This window comes from Paenibacillus sp. OK060, assembly GCF_900101205.1.
Classification (GTDB): Bacteria; Bacillota; Bacilli; order Paenibacillales; family Paenibacillaceae; genus Paenibacillus; species Paenibacillus marchantiae.
In genome coordinates this window covers 1,187,114-1,210,392 of sequence record NZ_FNFR01000001.1, presented here as the reverse complement: position 1 = coordinate 1,210,392, position 23,279 = coordinate 1,187,114, and the positions used below count along the sequence as shown (strand labels likewise).

At 46.2% G+C, this 23,279-nt stretch carries 13 protein-coding genes and 1 pseudogene; 2 read left to right on the top strand and 12 right to left on the bottom strand.

Annotation, left to right across the window (positions count from 1 at the left end):
* Positions 1-96 precede the first annotated feature (96 nt).
* The 11 genes and pseudogenes from BLS14_RS05240 to BLS14_RS05195 all read right to left on the bottom strand — a co-directional run bounded on the left by BLS14_RS05240 (position 97) and on the right by BLS14_RS05195 (position 19,811).
* On the bottom strand, positions 97-2,568 hold the full coding sequence (locus BLS14_RS05240; protein ID WP_244552074.1) for a family 43 glycosylhydrolase: 2,472 nt from the start codon (positions 2,566-2,568) through the stop codon (positions 97-99).
* Positions 2,569-2,904: 336 nt separating this feature from the next.
* On the bottom strand, positions 2,905-3,213 hold the full coding sequence (locus BLS14_RS33020) for a carbohydrate-binding domain-containing protein (protein ID WP_256336198.1): 309 nt from the start codon (positions 3,211-3,213) through the stop codon (positions 2,905-2,907).
* 156 nt (positions 3,214-3,369) lie between these two features.
* A pseudogene (locus BLS14_RS33015) lies at positions 3,370-4,182 on the bottom strand (family 43 glycosylhydrolase); the annotation flags it as partial.
* Positions 4,183-4,285: 103 nt separating this feature from the next.
* Positions 4,286-5,965: a carbohydrate-binding protein gene (locus BLS14_RS05230; RefSeq protein ID WP_256336154.1), complete on the bottom strand. Its 1,680-nt coding sequence runs from the start codon at positions 5,963-5,965 to the stop codon at positions 4,286-4,288.
* A gap of 45 nt (positions 5,966-6,010) precedes the next feature.
* On the bottom strand, positions 6,011-6,853 hold the full coding sequence (locus BLS14_RS05225) for an NAD-dependent epimerase/dehydratase family protein (RefSeq protein ID WP_072732827.1): 843 nt from the start codon (positions 6,851-6,853) through the stop codon (positions 6,011-6,013).
* A 34-nt stretch (positions 6,854-6,887) separates the two neighbouring features.
* Positions 6,888-8,111, bottom strand: a complete 1,224-nt coding sequence (locus tag BLS14_RS05220; protein ID WP_072732826.1) for an enolase C-terminal domain-like protein — start codon at positions 8,109-8,111, stop codon at positions 6,888-6,890.
* 45 nt (positions 8,112-8,156) lie between these two features.
* The gene (locus tag BLS14_RS05215) at positions 8,157-13,712 is read right to left on the bottom strand and encodes a glycosyl hydrolase family 28-related protein (protein WP_176854352.1); all 5,556 of its coding nucleotides are present in this window, start codon (positions 13,710-13,712) and stop codon (positions 8,157-8,159) included.
* Between the two features lie 123 nt (positions 13,713-13,835).
* Positions 13,836-16,595 carry an alpha-mannosidase gene (locus tag BLS14_RS05210; RefSeq protein WP_072732824.1) on the bottom strand — a complete coding sequence of 920 codons (2,760 nt, stop codon included), beginning with the start codon at positions 16,593-16,595 and terminating at the stop codon, positions 13,836-13,838.
* 40 nt (positions 16,596-16,635) lie between these two features.
* Entirely contained in the window at positions 16,636-17,454 is an 819-nt protein-coding gene (locus BLS14_RS05205) for a carbohydrate ABC transporter permease (RefSeq protein ID WP_062319098.1), read from the bottom strand.
* A 12-nt stretch (positions 17,455-17,466) separates the two neighbouring features.
* Positions 17,467-18,360: a carbohydrate ABC transporter permease gene (locus BLS14_RS05200; protein WP_024631712.1), complete on the bottom strand. Its 894-nt coding sequence runs from the start codon at positions 18,358-18,360 to the stop codon at positions 17,467-17,469.
* A gap of 71 nt (positions 18,361-18,431) precedes the next feature.
* Positions 18,432-19,811 (bottom strand): ABC transporter substrate-binding protein, encoded by a 1,380-nt coding sequence (locus BLS14_RS05195; protein ID WP_063565043.1) that lies wholly within the window; start codon positions 19,809-19,811, stop codon positions 18,432-18,434.
* A gap of 429 nt (positions 19,812-20,240) precedes the next feature.
* On the opposite strand from BLS14_RS05195, the gene BLS14_RS05190 reads away from it, so the two are divergent.
* Positions 20,241-21,335: a GntR family transcriptional regulator gene (locus BLS14_RS05190; RefSeq protein ID WP_176854350.1), complete on the top strand. Its 1,095-nt coding sequence runs from the start codon at positions 20,241-20,243 to the stop codon at positions 21,333-21,335.
* 150 nt (positions 21,336-21,485) lie between these two features.
* On the opposite strand, the gene BLS14_RS05185 is transcribed toward BLS14_RS05190, so the two are convergent.
* Complete coding sequence (locus BLS14_RS05185; RefSeq protein WP_176854348.1) at positions 21,486-22,400, bottom strand: poly(ethylene terephthalate) hydrolase family protein; 915 nt, start codon at positions 22,398-22,400, stop codon at positions 21,486-21,488.
* A gap of 281 nt (positions 22,401-22,681) precedes the next feature.
* Between BLS14_RS05185 and BLS14_RS05180 the strand changes: the two genes are divergently transcribed.
* Positions 22,682-23,263 (top strand): TetR/AcrR family transcriptional regulator, encoded by a 582-nt coding sequence (locus BLS14_RS05180; RefSeq protein ID WP_090949906.1) that lies wholly within the window; start codon positions 22,682-22,684, stop codon positions 23,261-23,263.
* Positions 23,264-23,279 lie beyond the last annotated feature (16 nt).

The window sequence follows — 23,279 nt, the reverse complement described above, 5'->3', positions numbered from 1 at the left end:
TTACATGTTTAAGGCAAAAAAGCCGCCAATTGGCGGCTTGATATGCATTTCAGTTCTCGTTACAACCATTTTCATTCTCAACGCTTGGCTTCCGGTTCAGGGAGTAACAAATACGTTATCGAAGTGTGTATGCTTGTTTGCCGTTCTAACACCGATTTTGCCATGCGTGAACGGATTCAAGCTGTTGTCCGTATAATCGATCTTCGGAGTGACCATATCATCCACATAAACTTTGATGTTTGTACCATTAACGGCAACTTTCATATGATACCAGGTATTGGTGGAATATGATTGCGCGTTGCTCTTGAGGAGCGCCCAATTATAATTCATCTTGCCCAGACTAACTCCGCTTGTGGTCAGATAGGCGTAATATCCTTGTAAAGCATCATAATTGTTCTGACCTCGTTCTGTGCCGTGGGATGGATTGGACACTCTGACAAGTAACCCCCCATCTCCCCCTGAGTCAATCATCTTAATATCCGCCTCGACCGTATAATCTGCCCATCCTGAATCTCCAAATGTAGATTTGGCAGGTCCGGTGCTCGCTGCACTGTATTCACCATTCTCTACAGCCCACGTTCCTTCAAACCGTGTCCATCCATTATCGTCGCCGTCGTTAAAATTATCACTTACACTTGTCACATCAACATTCTTCTGAAACGTCATTCTTGAGAAATCAGCCTCGCCTGTTACGAATTCAACCTTTAATTCCCGTTGTCCAGCATTTAAGTAGACCTTTTTCTTCGATATGTTTTTCCAATTATCCCATCCGCCCGTATTAGGTACATTGACGATACCCGTTAAGTCGGTCGAACCATCCCACACTCGGATCTGAGCCCCGTCCAACGAGGTAGCCATGCGAAAATCAATATCGTAATATCCACTTGACTCCACGTTTACTTTGTATTTATACCATTCTCCCGTCTGATTCCAGCCTAAGTTGAACAGTCCTTCGTTATTCAGGCGAATATCCCCGGCATCGGTACGATAAGCCCCGCCCAGGTTCCCAGCCGTTGTATCGTGATAAGCGACACCTTCGCCTCCTTTCATATAATGAACGGCCTCGATTGTTCCTGGAATCGGCTTGGAGGCATTCCATGCACTGCTTCCGTTCACATCATTGTTAAAAGCAGTATAGCCGAAGTCCGCATGTGTATCCTCTGTCAGAACACCAATTTTGCCTGCTCCTACATTGGCAGTACGCGTTGCTTTGAACATACCATCTACGTAGTATTTAAACGTTGATCCCGATTTTTCTATCCTTATGTTATGCCATTTCGAATAATTGAAGTCGGCAGGCAGATCGAATGTTTGCCAAGCCTGATCCACTCCGTTAATTCGGAAAAATGTCTCAAGTCTTTTGTTTTTCGAACTGATCAGCGCAACACCGTAATTGTTCTCATTCGTATAGGAGAATGTAGCGCCGTATCTCGGATTGGTGGACGTTCCCCGATTCATTTCCTTCATGTTAAATTCAGCCGTATAATCCGATGCGCTGCTCGAAGCCGTCACTTGTTTATACCAAGTTGAGCTGCCCATTGAATTTTGCCACATGAGTTCCTGATTGTAGATGCCCCAATTACCACCGTTCACGTTGGACCAATTACTTCCGATTGCAGAACGATCGAAGTAGTCATAGAAAACAGGCATTTCTGGATTGGGTTGATCCGTTGAAGTCGGACCTTGCACGATCATCTTGTCGTTATTCCATACAATTCGGTCCATGTTCAGATGCCGCAGCGGTCCAATGATTCCGTTACCTTCCAAATTGTGATACATCATATAGTGAGTGTCCAGATTAGGTCCTGTTACTACAGTGTTGTGTCCTAATCCCACGGTTGGACCCTCTGTACGAATTAATACCGGGTTTGTGCTATCAGTAACATATCCGGACCTCGGACCTGTCGTGCTAACTGCCACATCCACCCGATATCCTTTGCTAAATACGTGGTTACCTGTATAGGTCATATAGTATTTTCCATTTCGTTTGAAGACGGTTGAACCCTCAGTCCAGCCTCCCATCCCCACGCCTGTAGACGCACTCACTCCGATCTCAGTCGGACTGCTCATCGGTGCTGCATCTATGCGGCCCTGTGCTGCGTGATAGAAGCTGAACGAGCCATCATCGTCAATGAACACATTACCGTCAATCGACTTTCCAAGGTTGCCCGTTACTACATTGAAGGGTCCGGTAGGACTTGTGCTATTCAGCACGTAATGTCCTTTTCCGGCAGGTGATGTATACATGTAGAACATGCCATTCCAGTAAACAACTTCAGGAGCATAAGCTCCGTGCGTAATGGGATCTGTTGCAGCTAATCCACGGTACGACCAATTCACCAGGTCTTTGGAGCTCCAGACTTTGACACCGTCGTCCGTATCTCTTGTGCTTACATACAGGTAATAGTATCCATTAAATTTCAATACATAGGGGTCCCCGAGTCCATATTGTCCCCATTCATCCGGTAACGTTTGCGGATTTTGATAGGCTGTGGCAGGGAGTGGCACTGACGAAACCATTAATAAAATGACCAACAGCGTGAACATGAATCGACGACTCTTCCTCACATGATTTCCTCCTAGTCTGTTTTTTGTTACCGCTTACAAATACATCAAGGTTCTCTACGTGCGCTTCTGTCTTACATCCGAAGAACTTGTTTTCTTCTGCACAACGGCTAACCGTCACAACCGTATGTACAGACATAATCGAGTCTCTTCATCGGGTGTTGAAATCTAGCATAAAGTAAGAAGTTATAAATAGAAATAACATTTCGTTGTCATTTATTTGGCATTTTGTTGAAAAAAAGTGCTTATCTTTTTTTAGAACTCACTCGTTCATATAAACCAGAAAAAACCTCAGGAAAACTCTCCTGAGGTTTAAACGTCTATCCCGTTTCTTACGTATTAATCCAACAACGGGGTAACGGTGAGACTTAAAAGATTGATCTCGCCATGTCCACCTGAAATTTGGATTGTGTTAACATTACCTGGCTCCAAATGAACGGTGATATTGGTGATTCCGTCGAACTCCTGCAAACCGCCAGTGGATAGCGCATTCAGCAAGGAATAGTCCTGGTCATTAATCGTCAGATGCAATTTGGCCAGTCGTTCACCTGTCGCATAATGAAGCTCAATCGATGCTCTGCCGCCTTCGCCTCCATCTATATTCTTAAACAAGGCGTACGCTTCTGAGGATTGAAGATTCCCGACCACGGTTTGACCGGATTGCAATATCCTGATTTCAGCTCCACCAAAAACATGACAAGCTGCACCTGCATAAACTTTCTGTTGCCGTGCAGGAACCGGGGCTGGACCAACGGACGATACACCTTCCCTTGTCTGAACCACAGGTCTGATGGAACCATCTTCATCGAACTCCAGATAGTCGATACATACGCTACGCAGCGTACCTTCTCCAGAGATCGCTTGATTGTGATAAAAAAGATACCATTGCCCTTTGAATTCTACTACAGAGCCATGGGTCGTGGAACAGCCTGTCGGCTCCAGAAAAATGCCTCGGTACGTCCATGGGCCAAGCGGATTCTCGCTTGTTGCGTATCTCATACGGTTGTTGTCTTCCAGATTGTCCGCATAGCTAAGATAATAAAGATTGTTTCTTTTGAACACCCAGGCCGCTTCATGAAAATCCTCAAGTCCTTGCATTTCTGTCATACCGTTCTCCAGTGACATCATATCTTCATTGAGCTTGCCTCCCAGACAGACACTGCCGCCACCATAGTAGATTTAGGCGCTATTGTCATCGTCTACAATTACACACGGGTCAATCAGTGCAAACCCGCCAAGCCCCTCGATATACCCTTGATCCGTAAAGCCATGCGCTGGATAGCTACTGGTGGCAACCCCGATCTTCCAGGAATCATTCCAGTTCGAATCACTTGGATGCGGATAATAGAAGTAAAAGGTCCCATTCTTGTATGCACAGTCAGGCGCCCACATGAACCCGCCCTCCGGTCTGCCCCAGGAAACGTCGTCTGAACGGAGTATTTCCCCTTCGTCCAACCAGTGAACCATATCCTCCGAGGAGAAAACATGATATCTGTCCATGAGATCGCAACCTCTGGCTGGGTCCATATCATGAGATGCGTAAATGTAAATTTTACCGTTGTTCCATACATGGGCCGAAGGATCTGCTGTATATATAGATGTGATTGCTGGATTCATGGATGTAGTCTTTTGGCGTGTGGTTTCGAAGCCAATATCATTAGTAGTCATTTTTAATCCTCCTGAACGTATACGAACTTGTTAAAATCATGCCCTTTGGGCTCTATTGATGACTTGTTGGATGGTTTGCCGTCACTGGAATCTGGTTTTTGAACATGCGATTGATATCCCCTGCAAGTCGGAGATAAAAGTCTGAAGATACGGCAACACCGTCGGCATCCAGCGTTAGAAAATATTGATTGGTTGGAATCATGGAGCTGTTCTCTGCCATCTTGGCAATAGCCGTACCTTCATCGTACTCGTCAAACATCGCGATATATCCGGTATTGATACCGATGCTCTTCAGATTGTAGGCCTGCCTCCACATGAAGTCTCCATGCAGACGCGGATTCTCAATTCTTGGGCCACCAGTCATGTTCGACCAAGCCGAACCCGGCCAGATCACTGGCTGATAGTCAATTCCATTTTGCTGTGTGAAAGCCAGATCAGGTTGAAGCTGATTGGTTTTGAAGCTGTCCGCTTGCTGAATATTGCCGAAGCGGGCAACGGACCAAGGCGAGATCATATCCAACGATTTGTAGACGTTCATAAAATCAGATCGAGAGTCGTTATTTCCCGTTCTCCAATACGTAGGCACGCCACCGATGACATAGATCCCCTGGTTTTTGAACCAACCGATCAAATCGGCCGCCTCTGCTGCAGTACCCGGCCGATCCGTGAAGCCAATACCCCAGATGCAGACAACCATTTTGCCATTCTGCTTCGCATAGGCCGAAGATGATGGCAGGTGCATGTTGTTCACAACATTGGTCGTCCAGTCATGCTTAACTGCCTGTACCCAATTGCTCGCATTCATGCCCGTAATGTCATACATGACATAGAACTTGCGATTATAAGATTCCGCGGCATTTTTAACCTTGACGGCTACGCTGTCCCGGTTGCTTTTCCAGTTGTTAGGTGTGTCACTCTCATCTGCGCCGAACCGTTGCAATGCTGCACCATCGATATTGTAGGTTTGCATCCACTCAAAATGTTTGTTGACCGTCTCCTGATCGTAAGAGGAGAACAATTTGGCAGGAGAACCATTACCGAGGTTCGCCAAACTTGTCTGATACAGCTTGGAATATTCGCGAAGGTCTGGATACAACTCGAAATTCACGTTGCCATTTGCTGATGGCGCACTGCTATTTTTGGACCAGTGCACCCAGCCCCCGTTCGGTGAACCGTCTCCGGCTGCGTTGAACCAGCCTTGATACCCGGCATACAGCTTGCCTACGACATCGCCTCCGCTGCCTGCGGCGGAAGCACTATACTTGAACCAGAGTAGATTGAATAAATTGCCGGTTCCGCCCGTGAATTTAAGATAGACTGTGTGTACACCAGTGGCACCACTGATTGACCCGGACTTCGTTTGCCAGGATTGCCATCCGCCCGTAGATGGAACAGCAACAGTTCCCGCGAGTGTCCCGTTTAGGCTATCCAGACGGACCTCAATTGTACCGCCACTGTTATTACTGGCTACTCTCACGTCGATTGAATTGGCACCGCTGCCAAAATCCACATTGTTGAATACAATGTAATCGCCGTTGTCGATAAATGCGACATTTTGCCCTCCCTCGCTGGAACTTTCCAGTTGGACTCCGGATTGACTGTTATAACTGGAAGCCTGCGTTTGATTAAACGCGGAAGCTGCCGATACGATGGAAGGTGAAATAGACAAACACAACGTAAGAATCAATAATGCCGCACTTGCAAAAGCCAAAACCTTCTTGTTTTTTTGCATGAAATTTAGCATATTATCCCCCTATTCATTTTAGTTGCGTATAAGCTACTCCTGTTCTTCATCCGCCCACGAATGCTTCGGGCCCCAGGACAGAAGCTCTTTCACCATTCCATTACTAACAATGGCTTCTCGACTAGAGAAAGGTCTCCGTAGATCTTTTACATTAGGATAAAAGGTGGCGAGCAATTCTGTCGTTTGCCGATCACTTAACGTATCATTAGCGGTAACATTAACGTGAACAGCCCCATCATAATCGGCGTGCAGAGCAGCCAAACAAGCATCCACGGCATCCCTGATATCAATGTAGCTCCAACATATGTGCTTGAACGTTTCCGCCTTCGCAATAGCCAGATGTCTGTACTCTCCCGGTCCCACAATCATTGAAAAACGGAGGGAAATTACCTGCATCCCGCTTCTACGATGAAACATCTCTGCAGTGACCTCATTAACGATCTTAGACAGGCCGTAACATTCCTGTGGCTGTTGCGGATGCTGTTCATCCACCGGGAAATAATCGGGAGCGAAGGGTTTGTTGGCCCAGGCAAATCCGTAGGATGATTCACTGGAGCCCATGATCACCTTTTTTATACCAAGCAAAGAGGCTGCTTCCAGCACATGGTATCCGGAAAGTGTATTATTAGCGAAAATGTAGCTGTGAGGGTAGTGAAGCGGCGCAGGAATTGCGGCCAGATGGATGATCGCATCCACTCCGGCAAGTGCTCCCACGACTTGACCATAATCGTTCAGATCGACAATAATCTGTCTGCAACGCACCCGGTCAGACAGGTGTTTATCCAGCGATACGACATCATGACCTTGTAATTGCAGCTTCTCAATGACCTGTGAACCCAGCTTTCCGCCTCCGCCTGTAACTGCAATCGTCTTCATTCCTATATCTCTCCTGTCTGTTCTTGTCACTTCGTTAGGGTCGCACCAATGTCCCATCCGCTTTGCGGTCTAGAGGATACGGCCGATGATATTTGTTGTGATCCCATGAGTCACTTAGTAATGATCTGGCCTTCACTTCATCCAGTTCAATGCCCAGTCCCGGTTTGTTGGAAGGATATAGATATCCGCCCTCTCTGACGATATGTCCCGGGAATGCCTGCAACTCATGAGGTTTAAAATGATTGATTTCCTGGATACCAAAGTTCCACAGGGCCATATCCAGATGGACAGCAGCTGCCTGGTTAACAGGATCATTCTCCCCACCCTCCTGCCAGGCTGTTCGTACTCCGTAGGCTTCGCCAAGCGCAGCGATCTTGCGACAAGCGCTGATTCCGCCTGCTTTCGATACCCGAACTCTGATAAAATCGATCAACTTCTCTTGAATCAGACCAGTCCACTCCTGAGGATTAACAAATAATTCTCCCACGGCCTGCGGCGTAGCACTCTGTTGACGCAGCTGTCGATACCAACCGATCTGTTCCGGAGCAAGTGCATCTTCCAGAAAGAAAAGATGATAAGGTTCCAGCCGCTTCGACAGCTGAATGGCATGAATGGGGGACAAATGCTCATGCACATCATGGGTAAACTGAATCCCATTACCAAATTCCAGGCGCAACTTCTCGAACATGTCAGGGATCGCATGCAGATACGCATGTTCATCGAATACAGGACCGCTGCTCCAGGGCTCGCGCGGCAAATTCGCGTCCTTGCCGCTGACAAATCCCCCGCCACCGTAACCTCCCATCTGCACTCGAATGACCGTGTATCCTTCTTCCATAAAACGAGATACATCCTCTTTCAGCTCGCTGATATCAGCACCACCGGCATGGCCGTAACAGGGAACTGCCGAACGGCAGGCCCCTCCTAACAATTGATATACCGGTAGATTCGCTTCCTTGCCCTTGATATCCCATAGGGCCATGTCAATTCCACCAATGGCCGTATGAAGTATTGCCCCATTTCTCCAATATCCGCTCATATGCATGAGATGCCACAAATCTTCAATCTGGGATGCATCCCTCCCTATGAGTAATGGTCCCAGCAGTTGCTCGATGACCTGTACCACCGCTTCGGGATTATAAAGATCGGAAGCAGAACCCAATCCGTAAAGACCATCCTGATCCGTCGAAATCTTCACAATGGTCCAGCTTCCGTCGTGCCTTGTACGTATGCATTCTATCCGTGTAATTTTAGCCATGTGTTCACTCTCCTCATCTGCTCCATTTCAATCCTATCGGAAGATTTAAGGCAAACGGTTGTATAAACGATACAGCAGCACTGCGGTCTCAGCACGTGTCATTGTATCTTCCGGATGGAAGCTGCCATTGCTTCCTTCCATTATTGTTGATTTGGTTAATGAATCAATGGCATCGCGGGCATATGCCTTAATCAAATGAGTATCTTTATAGTCATTCAGACCGGATTCACCTTCAGGAGGAGGCTGCATCCCGATAACTTGCATAGCTCGGTAGATCATAACAGCTGCTTCTTCCCGGGTAATTGGAGACGCTGGCGAGAATCGATCCGCGCCTGCCCCTTGAATGATGCCCAGCGTTCTTGCGGTATTCACGGACTGTTCGTAATAAACATGCTCAGGTACATCCGCGAAGCGTTCCACCTTGGTTCCCTGATCTGGTTGTAATTCTAAGGCATTGATAAGCAGAGTTACGAAATCCGCTCGGCGGATCATGGATTGAGGCTGATATTCTGCCTTTGTCATTCCACGAATAACCCCTTTGGACACTAGAACTTCGATGGCATGGCGGGCCCATGATAGCTCCTGTATATCCTGGAATGTTCGATTATCCTGAGTGATTGCATAAACTCCGTTTTGCCGTGTCTTGAAAATCATTTGTTCCGATTTTTTATTGAACTTCCCATTTGGAATGGAGATCATTTGCCCGTCATCCGCGATACGTTGTACAGCGAGTTTTTCCGGATCTAGCAGTTCAGTTACATTAGGCTGATAGGGTAAACTTACTGTGATTGGCGTATTGGAATTTTGCCATGCAACGGATTTTCCATCCGATATCACAGATAATGAAATCGCCGGCCGCTCTCCTAAGTCTGATTTCATCTTGGCACTCCAAGTGCTTCGATCAGCCTTACTTAATACCAAGTTAATACGCTCTCCAATCGTTCCTTTGGTATTGGCCAGCAAATTGCTCGGAACCAGCAGCACTCCCCATGCTGTTCGAATCTCCAACCAATGGGTAGATGGTACTTCCTGCAAAAAGCTGGATGGAAGTGTCAGAGCATACCCTTCAGCACCATCTACGGATTCGATATCTACAATCAGCTTCTTTTTCCTGTCCTGATCAGGGGTGATGCGGTTGAATGCATCCTCCATCATCTTGTTGGTGAGCTCGGCTGTTGCCAATGCAGCAGCCCTATTCAGCTTGGGCTGAAGCTGCATTGTAGCACCAGGAGCGGCGGGTGTTAGTTCATTCTTCCCTCCAGTCGTAGGGCCCCCTCCAGCACCTGGCTGCGAACCAGAACCCGAGCCTGGCTGTGGATTGGTTCCCCCGGGATTCGGATTGGAACCTGATGTAAGAACAGCGAGTCTCACGAGTAATGAGGACTTTAACGTGCCGGCTGGTAGCAGAGTGACAAAGTTGGCTGCTGTATCTATAGAGGTAACATCTTTCTTTTGCTCCGCAGTACGAACACTCGCCTCGGCCGATTGCTCCAACAATGTCACATAATCACCCGTAAGCAGATACAAGTTTCCGAATAATCGTGCATCTTTACTTGTACCGATCCCTCCATTAAACTCCATAAATCCTGATCGTCCTTCGCCATCGTTTTCGTTGACAAGCAATGCAAAACCGATAGGTTTGTCAGGTTGGAATGAATATCCTTCCTGATGAAGTGCTGCAAAAGGCAGCGTAATTTGATAATGAGTAATATGAGTCGTCTCGTCCCGGGTAATGTTTGCTGATGCGGATTCCAGTAATCCTGGTGAAACCCCTTCCGGAGCTCGCCATCTCCATTTCGTGATGACACCTTCCTGATTCAGTGCAAAACCAAGCTCATTCACCTGTTTGCTGGCCGCACCATCCTCTTTACCAAGGTCAATACCGAGCTGTAAACTGTCTCCTTGCCATATATCGCCATTGGTATTGGATTGATGGTGAATATCGTCTTTGACGTCCACCTTGAGAACCAAATTTTCCGCATCCCAACTTGCTTTAGCTTGAATGCTGAGGTCATTCGGACCTCTCCAGCTTCCACCGACACTGTTGTAATGCTCCGGACTGGAAACCTCAATGAATGGCAGCGTTCCAACAGCATCTTTTTGTGCCGCAAAGGATTGTGACAGTTTGACTGAAGTCTCATAACGGAATCCGTTTTCAAGCGTTACTCTGAATTTGAGCAAGTCACTTGATATATAGGGAAGCGCCACATCCTTGCTTTTCCCAATGCCCAGCCCCTCAAATCGTACTGGCTTAAACATCGCCTGATACACACTCGGTTCAATCAGTTCGATCTGCCCTTTAAGCAAAGCCTCACCTGCAACATTAGTCAAAGTCAGCGTGCTTCCGGGATCACCTGGTCTGGATGGATCATACCCAAGCTGGTTCAGTTTGAGTGCCAAAGGAAACAGATTGGTACCCGTCACTTTTCCAGGAGGGGCTTCATTCTCAATCTGAAAACCGCCATTAAACAGGTTGTTGGATATCACCATCTTCTCTACGTTTGGACCTGCAACCACATGATTCGTACGTGGCTGTTGAAAATAGGAATTGTAGAGGGTAATATCACCACCGATTGCATTAATGCCGATTTCACCAACGTTTGTGAAGTTTCCCTGCTGTATGCGGATATCTCCTCCGTGAATATCAAAAGATCTTGTTGTGTCTCCCCACATGGACGTATTGAAGAACACCGCTTTGGAACCAAAGTCTGGCCCAACCTCCACGTATACCTTGTCTGTTGTACTCATGGAAACAAGCTCTGTATTGATAAACGAAAGACCAGCTGTTCCCGCATGTTGTAATACGGCTCCCTTTTTACTGCCATCCGTGCCATGACCAATAACGACAGCTTCGGGCCCTCTTCCATTCTGTTCTTCAAAATGAATACCGTACTTTGATCCGTATACAAATGTATTGAAAATAACCTGATTGGTAACATCCCCAATACGGAAGGCGTCCAGATTCTCTTTTTGATAATTCCAAATTTGATTAAATTCTTCATCATTCGATGGATGATTCGGATAATTGTTCCGACCATAATAATGCGGATTGAACTGCACATTCCGCATGTATCCTCCGTCTGACCCGCCACCAAGATATATGCCTTCCTTGAGCGGTGATCCCGCTACATAATCGATATAATGACCACTTGTATCATAGGTGCCGAAGTCGACAGCCTGATAGGGATTAACTAAGGTTGTATCGATCAGGTATACGTTTTTCCCTTGACCTTGCACAGTCCAGGCATAAGGCTTCACCGGATTGGCATCAGACCATGTTTGTTGATCGTAATAGATGGATAATCCGCGTAATCCAGCTGCTTGCTTCAGCTGAATGAAGGCATCGGCATCCGGGTCGTTTTCTCCATAGTTCGTAAAAATAACGGTTCCATTCCCGATCGTATGATGAGGTACATCATAATTGCCCCGCAGTTCTACGGCAGTCGGGACCACCAAAGCCTGTTCGACGCGGTATATGCCAGCCGGCATATAGACCGTTCCTCCACCTGCTGCTTCGGCATCATTCAATGCCTGTTGAATGGCTTGCGATGAATCCGTATTCCCTGTGTTATCAGCCAAATAGGGCTGGCTCACTACGTTAAACAATTCGCGAGTACCCGGCTTGGGCTGCACAGCAATATCTACTGAAGGAACATTAGGGATCGTTTCCAACACCAAATTTTCTTCCTGATGGATGTTCAGTTCCGCCGAGGTACTTTCATCGTTCACTGCAAGGTTGCCTTCGTGTCCGGAATGTATGGCATTGATTGTTGCCACATCTCCCTGAAGAAGCAGGTGCCGATCCGGCTTCGCGAAGGTAGAACTACCCAGTATAAGCGAACCACTTTTGGCAACTATGGCGTAATCTCCGCTTCCTTCACCCCAATTCTCGAAAGAACTGCTCTCAAAGGACAACGTTCCACGCCCTTTATTCACCACCGCATGTTTGGGCTCCCCGCCCACCGTTACGCTGTTAAACTGGGCAATGGAGTGAAAGCCTTCCGTTGCATAAATGGCAACAGGATTCGGACCAGCACTCGCTTCGAATTGGCTATCTGTCACCAGCAATCCATAATCATTGACGCCTTCAATCTTCAGCGCTACGTTGCAGTCGTCGATCTGAATTTTATACAGCTGCGCATTGGCTGTTTCAAGGCTTCCTGTTCTTGTCGTGATTCGTATCCCTGTCTTATAACCCGAGATATGAATATTCGACATATACTCCCAATCCGAGCGCCCCATTACGATACCTTCTGATTGCTGTATCATATATTCACGCAATTGAGATTGCTCAGGTGCTCCTGGTAAACCAGAGTTCGCCCATACATTCGGGGAAAGGTGAAGCTCTTCCAGTCTCCCAATGTCTGTTGTGAAATCCAGAAAGATACCGGTTTTCAGTGTGGTGCCGTATACATCCTTCACATAATGAAGTTCGTTCCATTCCGGGCCAATCTTAATCCCCTGGTACGCATTGACGAGTGTTACATTTTTCACCGTGGCACTGTCACCTGGAAGCTGTTCCATCGTCCATGGATAGGCCACCGGGTTATTCATATTCTGTTCGGGATACCAGATCGACACATGTGTTACCCCACTAGAAGGTTCCATCTTTATGAAGCTGTTCCCGTTAGCTTGACCTTTGCCGCCGTATACAGCAAGGATCGTACCTTTGACTAACCCGCCATGCTCGTCGGGATTCCCCCAATCGCCGCGAAGCGTAACGCCTGTTGGAATAACCAGCTCTCCGGTTAATTTATAGGTTCCAGATGGTACGAACACAACTCCCCCACCTTGATTTCCGGCTACTGCCAGCGATTCTTTGAATGCTTGAGTATCGTCTGAGACCCCGTCCCCTATTGCTCCATAATCGGTTACGCTTCGATCTGCAATGACGATATCTGATGTAGGGAATTCCGTATCATAGACCTTGGTCTGAATACCCGACTGCTGCTGAGGTTGCTTATGGACGGTTACTTTCGCCAGATGAAGTTCCGGATTGTTGGCTGGTGCCCCTGCGCCGCTAACCCCGATTCGGAAATCCGCATCATGAGTGCGGTTACCGAAATTGGCATCGCTGAGCTTGAAGGTATGTGTCTTCCAGGTTCCCGTATTTTCATACCGGAACAAAGGAGCATCCTTGAAATTGGATTGCTTCGAATCGTATTGCAGAGACAACGCTCCACTATCGCTATCGTAATATTCAACAGTGACGAACACGTCCTGATCGGTATTTTCAAACAAATATTCATCCGCAACATTAAAGTAAAAATACAGGATGTTATCGGCCGGATTTGTTGGATTCACCGTCTGATTGGTTTTCCAATAATCCTTGCCGTCAAACGTCCCCACTTGAAGACCTGCTGGAGGTCCATCGCCGGGACGAGCCGTTATGCCCTGCTGCACAGGAGTTTCCCCCAACGTAATACTTACCGAGTCAGGTGACACATCATTTAGATGGACGTCTCCCTGTTCAGTAACATCTTCCCCCTCTGCTGCCGCGTGTGTGGTTGCTGGTGTGATGTATAGCCCTGAACATAACATGACAATAGTCAACAGCACTGAAATGGTACACCTGGCACCTAACCATAATCGTTTGTTCACAATCGTACCTCCCATTAACTTGATCATGTAATCAAGCTGCACGAAAACAGGGTTGTCGTATGTGGAACATGATGCATCCGTTTTCAATCCGCAGCAGTGGAGAGAACTCCAAGACTGAATTGTTTATTTTAAACGTGTTGTGGGTTGAATGCCGATCGTCTGAATTTTTGCTGGTCCCACAGTCAAAGCATAACTTCCCTCATCCGCTACCTTCATGGCTTCACCTTGATCTTCAACAATTGTACTTTCGTACACTTCCTTAGCCTCAAACGAAGGCGTTACCTTCAGTGAAGTCGTCTCCGATGATACATTGAACACCCTGAACAGCATGTCATCATTTGCCTCGCCCCGTTTAAGCGCACTAAAAGCGAGATGATCACCTTCCCATTGCAAAAACTCGTGGGTAACGGGTAACGTACCACCATGTACCCCTGTCTGTTGAACGGTCCAGGGAACCGGGAACTGGTACGCCTGCTCATAAGCCTCGGACTCAATAACATCCAGATCATGTGAGATGAGCTCCATTTCCATAATGTGCTGTCCGAGACATTGGGCCTCCGGCGTTGCAAATACTCCCCAATCCCCAAGCTCGCGTACCCCACGCAGCAGTGTCACAGCAATGGTATTTTGATTAGCCAATACTTCGTACTCATTAAGACCTTTATTCGCAATCGTCAGCCCTTCACGACCATTACTGATACTGACAAATGCATTTTGATGCTGCGCATTGCTGGGATTTCTCCATTCCGCTTCCGGCTGTATCGGGCGTTGGGCCAGTTCGTAAATAGAGTCAACGGTAACATGACTTGCTTCGAGTCCCGTTTGGAACAACATGCGAATTCGATGATCCTGAACCGTGTTATCGATATAGCTTTTAATGCCAACCGAACGTCCCGTTTTTTCAAGGCTTAGCTCTGTACGAATGCTCACTTCTCTAGTTTCGTCTAACCGGCGGGATTTCCGGTAACGAAATGGAACCATGGAGCGGATCTCTTCATCCAGCAGTTCATCAGCGCCTACCGGGAGCTTCCAGTTATGCACGATCTCATAAACGGCTTTCAGGGGTGTATGATGTACCAGCTTAATCTGGGCAGGAAGTCCCTGCGTAGTTAACGGAGCTTCCTGATCCGGTTGTCTGTACATATACTCATTTCCGATATCCCCCGTATCCTCATAAATACCAAGCCCTGTATAATTACGACCGTTCACTTTATCCAACATGGTAAACGATCCATCCCCCGCAATCTCGATCCGCACATAATCGTTCTCCATCACTTGCTCTTCTGTAACAAGTTCAGTGGTAGTCAGTTCGCTAAGCGCATTCTCTCCAGAAAAACTCTTAGGCACAAGAGCAAAACTATGATATCCAAAACCAGGGATGTTCTGGACATGAAGCTCTACATCCACTTGATATGCCCAGTAAGGTTGACGGAATCGATTATCCGGCAAATCATATCCAAATGTCGGTCCAACGGGTGTGATCACGGCTTCCACTTGCATGCCTTCCGCGTTCAATACAACCCAATCGTTCGGGTCAAAGGCTTCATATTCGCGCTTAAATTCCTGATACTTTTCATGCGGAGGCTGGTGGTCAAAGTAACGTCGCTCAACGTCCATCCTAGTTACAATCACATTGGATCGACGATGTCCCGAAGTGTTAAACACTACAAAAGGCAACGCAGAATCTGCGTCAAAGCCAGATGTATCCACGGATTCAGCTATTATACGAGCACTCTGAACCGATATGGTTTCAGCCACTTCTTGCGATTTGGCAAATCGGGTCATCATTTCCCTATGGACCTCGTCAACACTGCACCCGCAGATGCTGTCATGAGGATGATTCTTCAGCAATGTCTTCCAGGCATATAACAGCTCATGCCGTGGATAAAGGCCTGTAGACAGAGAGGCCATGACTGCCAATGGCTCAGCCACTTTCTCCAGTAACGTCTGGCTTTTTACATTTTGCTGTTTAATATACACCCTTGCTGAAGCAGTATTTACAAGTGTGATCCAGCCGTCGGTCCATTGGCTTCGAAGTTCACCACGAATGACGTCCAATGATTGGAGTTTCGCTTTTTGCAAAGCCTGAATGTACTCGGGAAAGCTGGAATGACGAAACGTCACGTCTGGCATAATCTCGGTGGCTGTTTTTAACGCTTGTGTCAGATCCTTCTGGAGCGGCTGATGATCGCATCCGTTCATGAACAGGAGTTCCGGACTTGAAGCAAACTCTTCTGCTGCAGCCAGTTTTTCGGCCCAGTAAACTTTCGCCTTCTCTGGTTCCACCGGAATTTCCATGCCATTGTTGTACCAATTGGCGAACAGGATCGCCAGTACACGAGTACCATCGGGTGATTCCCAATACATCTCCGAGTATTTGGAGGTATGTTCATTGCCAGACTGAATTTCGTTATTGAATCCAACTGGCTTCACTCCACGTCCATATACAGCTACCTCAATGCCTGCTTGGCTAATGAGTTGTGGTGCCTGACCCATATTGCCGAAGGAATCCGGGAAATATCCGATTTTCGCATATCCTCCCATTTGTTCTGAGGCTTGAATACCAATTAACAGATTGCGTGCATTGGCTTCACTGCTGACGAGGAATTCATCTTGAAGGATGTACCATGGACCGACAATCAGCTTGCCCTCTTCAATTAACTTGCGAACCTGATTCGACCTGTGCGGCATGATTTCCAGGTAATCCTCCAGCACAATAAACTGCCCATCCAGATGGAAATTCGTAAATTCCGGGTCATTTTCAAACGTCTCTATTAAATCCTCCATGAGCTGAACGAGCAACATTCGGTGCTTCTCGAAGGATAGATACCACTCCCTGTCCCAGTGAGAATGTGCGACAATATGTGCGGTTTTTGTAGTCATTCATTTCATTCCAATCTTGTATGATTTAGTTGTTGTGTATTTACATTTTCACTGAACCTACCGTCATGCCCTTGACATACATCTTCTGCATGAACGGGAAGGCAAGCAGGATTGGAATGACCGTAATCAAAGCCCCTGCCATGAGTTCATTCCATTTCTTAAATGAAGATGAATCCAAATACATGAGTCCCATTGGTAACGTAAACATATCCCGGCTATCCACGATGATCATCGGCCACAAAATATTGTTCCAGCTTCCGATAAAGTTCAGAATCGCAATGGTTCCGATAGCTGGCAACGCTAATGGCAGATAGATTCTGTAGTAGATTTTGAAATTGTTGCATCCATCCAGGACGGCGCTCTCGTATAACTCATGTGAGATTGTGCGGAAGTAACTGGTGAAGAGGAAAATGGCGAAGGGTGCAGCACCATTAATCATGGGCAGAATCATGCCAATATACGTGTTTTGCAGCCCCAGATTGGTCATATTGATATATAGCGGAATCAATGTGGTTACACCTGGAACGAGCAGCAAGGCAATAAACGTGTAATAGATGAATTTTTTGCCCCGATAAACAAATTTGGCAAACGAATAGGCCATCATGGTATAGATGAGAATAACGCCTATAATCACGACTGCACTTACGATCACGCTGTTGATGAAAAACTGATAGAAGTTCAATTTGTTCCATACGTCACCAAATGTGGACCACAATGGTGCAGCTTGTGGAAACGGACTCTGTGGATTGGCTAGTGCATCCTGTGATGTCTTCAGCGAAGTGCCGATCATCCAGACAAAAGGATACAGGCAGGTCAATCCGTACAAGATTAGAATGATATGCTTAATATATTTGACCATGTGCTCCTCCTTTTAGATGTCTGCCTTGAATGAGCGAATACTGAATATGGCAATGGCACCTGTAATCAGAAATGATACCCATCCGATAGCGCTGGCCAGACCATAATCATTGTTTAGAAAAGCTGTACGGTACACGAGCGTACCAATAACCTCCGAACTGCCAGCTGGTCCGCCGCCTGTCATGATGAACACATTCTCAAAGGCCTGAAAGGCTCCGTTCACCATCTGAATGACGGCAATAAGCGTGATTGGCTTCAGTAACGGCCAGGTAATTTTCAATATCATGGTTGTTTTCTTGGCACCATCCACACTTGCTGCTTCATACAGTGTCGGATCAATGGAAGTCAGACCAGCGTAGTACAGAATCAGTGTTCCAGGCAGACCGCCCCAGATTGATGTCAAAATAATACCGAGTAAAGAAGTAGACGAACTCCCTAACATTCCACCAGGTACAGCAAGGAAATCCAAGCCCATCCATAGGAAGAGTGAGTTGAATGCTCCACTAGGTTCAAACAAGCCTTTCCATACATAAAAGATAGCTACGCCAGATGCGATCATCGGCAGAAAATAAATCGTCCGGTACCACGTTGCTGCCTTCGTATTTTGCAGCACAAAAGCCAGCACAAGTGCGATTGGAACGACGACCACAACCTGTGAAACGGCAATAATCAGATTGTGCAGAACGGCATTATAGAAATTCCGGGTTACAATCGGATCATCACCGAGCAGGAACTGACGAAAATTCGCCAGACCTTCAAACCTTGCGGTGGAAAAATCAATCCCGGACCAGTTATAAAAGCTGAGCATGATCGAGAATCCGACCGAATACACGCCGATGGCTAGAAACAAAAGCACGCCAGGCAGTAAAAAGAGATACGGCATCCACTTATTTCGACTTTTTATCATGATCAATCACCTTTTGCTCTCAATTTGGCAATCGACAGCCCCTTACGGGGCTTGCCGATTGCTTTGGTGTTCTAGTTCCCGCTCGCTTTCAGACTTTCCATGGTATCGTCGAATTTCTTGGCGACTTGTTCAGCAGTCATCTTTTTCTCGATCATGGATTGCATGGACTGGGCATACACTTCCCACTCTTTGTGCTTGCCACGGTACGTATTGATCGCTGGTGAAGCTTGACTGTATGGACCAGGCTCAGCAGCGAATGCATCTGAAATTGATTTCAAGTTCGGATCCAAATCATTTGCACGATCGCCCAGATTCAGCGCAGGTACTGTATACGCCGCATTAGCAAAAGCAACAGCAGCATCCGGATCCCCTGTCAGGAATTTAATGAAATCGAGCGCTTCAGCCTTGTTCTGCGAATCTTTATTTACTGACAACATCGTTAACGTGAATGGATCAGTCGTCCAGCTGTTAATTTTAGATCCTTCAAGCGGAGGTACCGGGAAGGTGAATATATCGTCAGGACTCATTCCCATAGCCAGTAACGTAGACATCGTGAAGGAACCACCGAGATCGAAAGCGGCTTTGCCAGCAGCAAACGCCTGGTCTGCTCCATCAATATCCGTTGACAAAATTCCCGGCATAAGCAGATCTTTGTTTGCCAGTGTCTCCATCGCTTTCACTACCGGCAGATTTGAAGGGTCGCTTAGTTTAGACTTTCTTTCGAGCAGATCAATATAACCTTGAGGTTCGTTCAGCATGATGGACAGTGCCGAACCGGCCCAGTTCTCCCACAGATCAGGCAGCTTTGCACCAAACACAAGCCCAGGAGTACCTGTTTTCTCTTTGACAGTCTCCATCATGGTGACAAACTCTTCCCACGTTTTGGGCGCTTCGGCTGTCAGCCCTGCTTCTTCGATCAGCTTCTTGTTACCATAGAAGGTAAAGAATCCTCCGATATCAAGCGGCAGTCCGTAGAACTGGCCAGTCTTCAGTGACTTTTGAATTGTGGTGGCGTTCTTGTCTTCTTTCCAGGAATCAACCTGGCTCTGTGTGACAATGATCGGGTCCATTGCAGCACTGTAGTAGCTGTTCAACAAATCATCGTCGACTTCACCTGACAGTTCGAGCACTGAGTTCTCGATGGAATCGCCTGCCGTTGCCCACCAGTTCACAATATCCGGCAAATTTTTGGAGTTGGCTGCCGCCTGGAATTTTTGGCGATACGTATCATCTGGTGTAAAGGTCTCGAGTTTGACTTTGATTCCTGTCTTCTCTTCATACAATTTCGCAGCTGCTTCAATCCCTGGCGTGTAAGCAACCTTCCACGTCCACATCGTCAGCTCTTTACTCGCTTTGGGTTCCGTCCCCCCGGACTGCGCATCACCGCAAGCGCTTACAATGAGTGAGAAAACAGTTATCAAAGTAACGATCATGCCTGCTCTTTTTTTCATCCTTTAACCACCCTTATCTTTAATTTTTGATCGTTCCTAGCTTAATGAATAATCCACGGCAACCAATTGGTGTTAAGAACCGCTGCACCCCCTTTTTCGAATTAAGGAACACTTGAGAAAAAATTTGTGGCATAGATAAGAATGTGAAGGCTCATTGGAAACGCTTTATCCAACAAACTTTAAAAACAATATAAACAACATACTTTTACTTGTAAATGTTTATTTTTAGATACAACTTAACAGAATGTATTTCTAATAAATTGTTTATTCATAAGGTTTTTTTATCATATTTGTTCGTAATTTCAATCTTCTTGTCTTACTCACTTGTTATTGATTTTTAGCACTTGTATATGTTGTATTATTATAATATATTTAGAACGAACTAATAGTGAATGGAGATAAAATGCGATGGTGAGAACCTTCAAGCCAATGTACAAGAAAATCGAGACTTATATCATTGACCAGATTCGAAGCAGAAATTGGAAACCGGGCAGCCGAATTCCTTCCGAAAATGAACTGGCTGAACAATTCAGTGTGAGCCGTATCACGGTGAAAAATGCCCTTACTGCTCTAGTTGATAAAGGAGTGGTCTACCGACTTCAAGGCAAAGGCACCTTTGTTAACGATCACAGTCCAGAGGAAATTCATAACATCACTTCAGCGGTAAAAGAGCAGCTCACAGTACCAACAATCGGGTTCCTTCTCCCCCGTCTTGACAATAGGTTCACCGCCAATCTGCTGAGCGGAATTGAGGACACCCTTTCAGAGAATGGCTATCAATTGTTATTTGCCAAGACGAATGATTCACAAGAGACAGAGATTCTCAAAATTCAGGAAATGAAACAGGCAGGCGTCAGAGGACTAATTATCTATCCCGTTGAGGGTGAGCACTATAACAATGAGATTCTTGCGCTTACGCTAAATCGCTTTCCCCTTGTCCTTCTGGACCGCAATCTAAAAGGGGTGGAGACCAACTCCATCAGCTCGGACAACCATGAGGCAGCTATTCAGGCGGTTAAGCATCTTCATGAGCTTGGGCACAATCGAATTGGCTTTATTTCCACTCTTGCTGAGGGGACATCAAGTATTGAGGACAGATTGCATGGGTATGAGAAAGCCTTGGAGGACCGTCATATTCTGATTGATCGCAGTATACAGATGACACGTCTGGCCATGAGTGCTAGCGATGAAGAGGTTATCATGATGATTCAGAAGTTTTTACAGGCAAATCCGCAGATGACGGCCCTTCTATCCTCCAATTTCAGCCCTCATGTTATTCAAGCGGCGATGCAGATGGGAATCTCTGTACCAGAAGATTTATCTGTCGTGTTCTTCGATGATGTCGAATTTCCGGAGTTCTGTATCATTCCGCCCACGGCTGTTGTACAGCAGGAACTTGAACTCGGACGAGAAGCGGGCAGAGTCATCCTGAAACAAGTGGAGAATCCAAACAGTGAGTACCTTCAAGTTAAATTACCTACGATGCTTATTCCCAGACAATCAACAGCAAAGGCGAAATCATAGCTACCGTTACATGGTGTTCAACAGGATGAATTTTCTGAAAACGTTTATAGTGGCATTAGATAAAGCCATTTCAATGCCTCAAATTGTTTTCCACATAAATCGAAGGACCCTTCCATTTCAGAAGGGTCCTTCGATTTATGTGAACCATGACTATTGTAAATTTGCGGAAGTAACATCCTTCCAATGATTATTCGTTCCTATTTCAGCATGCTTTCCAACAAAGGCCATGCTTGCCTCCGAATCATTCATCAATTGATATCTCATCCAAGCTGTCAAATAACCTCTATGCTGCCCGCCATCCTGCTCTATCACTGTATGTGCAGCGCCCTTAGCCATGGCCATCAAGACCGGAAGATCCGGACTGGTATTGTTCAAGGCCAATTTGTTGGAGTCTGACGGGGAGACGATGAAATCTCGGGTTCCTCCTATAACAAAAAATGGAACCTTCAGCGCTGATGTGTCATACACGTCCTCTGGATCACAATATTTCAGCTCAGGCAGAGCAATCGATACAACCGTTTTGATGAGATCCCCGTTCTCAAAATTCGTGTGAGCGTTAATCACACCCGTTGATCCCTGCGAATGCCCTGCCGCACCGACCTGATCTTTTTGAATCCTGTGATAGAACGGGCTGACCGTCGCTTCATTTTCACTGAGCATATATTGAATTGCAGCCATAATTTCTTTTCCTGTACCCGTGGTTTGACTGTATGTATCAATGACAATAAATCCCCAACTGGCCAGGTGTCTTAACAACTGATCATAATTGTCAGGTAATGCCCCGGTTCCGTTGCCCCAAGCGATGAGTGGGTGCAAAACATCCTTTGATTGCGGAGAATAAATCCTGTACAGCTTCTCGCCTTGCTCGTCCTTGATCTCCAGCTTATCTACCTCGTACGTGCCGGGTAGAGCATATTTTTCTTCAACACTTCCGGCTTCAAAAGTAGCCGATACCGAATTTACCAGGAAGAAGGATAATACGCAAAATGCAGCGATCAAAATACCGACAACACCCGTTATCCATAAAAACCACTTGCTCCGAATTACTCTTTTCACTTGTGGCATACAATCTCCTCTCACATTAAAGCGGTATTCGTACGTAAAACATACCACAGGTATAGCGCTTTTTGTTTAGAGATATTTTTGTTACATCAACCTTTTCGCATTTCATAATAAAACACCCACGAAAAACTGAACATGTCTTCATGAAAAGCCTTCGATATGATGTTTCTTAGTTAATGGTCAATACTCCAAATGTATGACTTGCAAAATTAGGAAAACGTGCTAATATAAATTCAAACACTGTTTAAAACATTGTTTAAATAACTTTATTGGAGGTTTTACATATGGAACCAGACAAGAAAAGTGAAACAAAAGAAAAGATTATGCAAGCCACACTGGAGTTCACCAAACAAAGTGGATTTGAAGGCATCACCATTCGAAAAATTGCCGAAGCCTCTGGCACAAATGTATCCCTGGTTAATTATTACTTCGGCTCCAAAGAAAATTTGATCAGTGAATCTATTAAATTGATTCTGAGTAGCTTTCAGCATACCTTTGTTATACTCGATGAATTATCCATTCCCGCCCGAGATCGATTAAAGCAATTCTTAATGGATTATTTACAAGTCATCCGTGAATATCCCGAATTGTTATCCAGAATTATTCTTATGGGTTCAGCAGATTTCTCATCTCAACAGGAATACGGTTCATTCTTAAATTTATTGGGGTTCCCCAAAGTTCAAAATACGTTAAAAGAGATAACCGGAGAGCAACAACCGGAACGACTGACCACAATGATGACGCAAGTTTTCGGGGCGCTTTTTCTCCCGGCACTTATGAGTCCTATTCTGGAAAAAGGAGCTTCTGTGAAGATTGCTCCGATAGAAGCACAAATTGACTTGCTCTTTGAAAGATACTTTCATTAAACAACATTGATGGAGG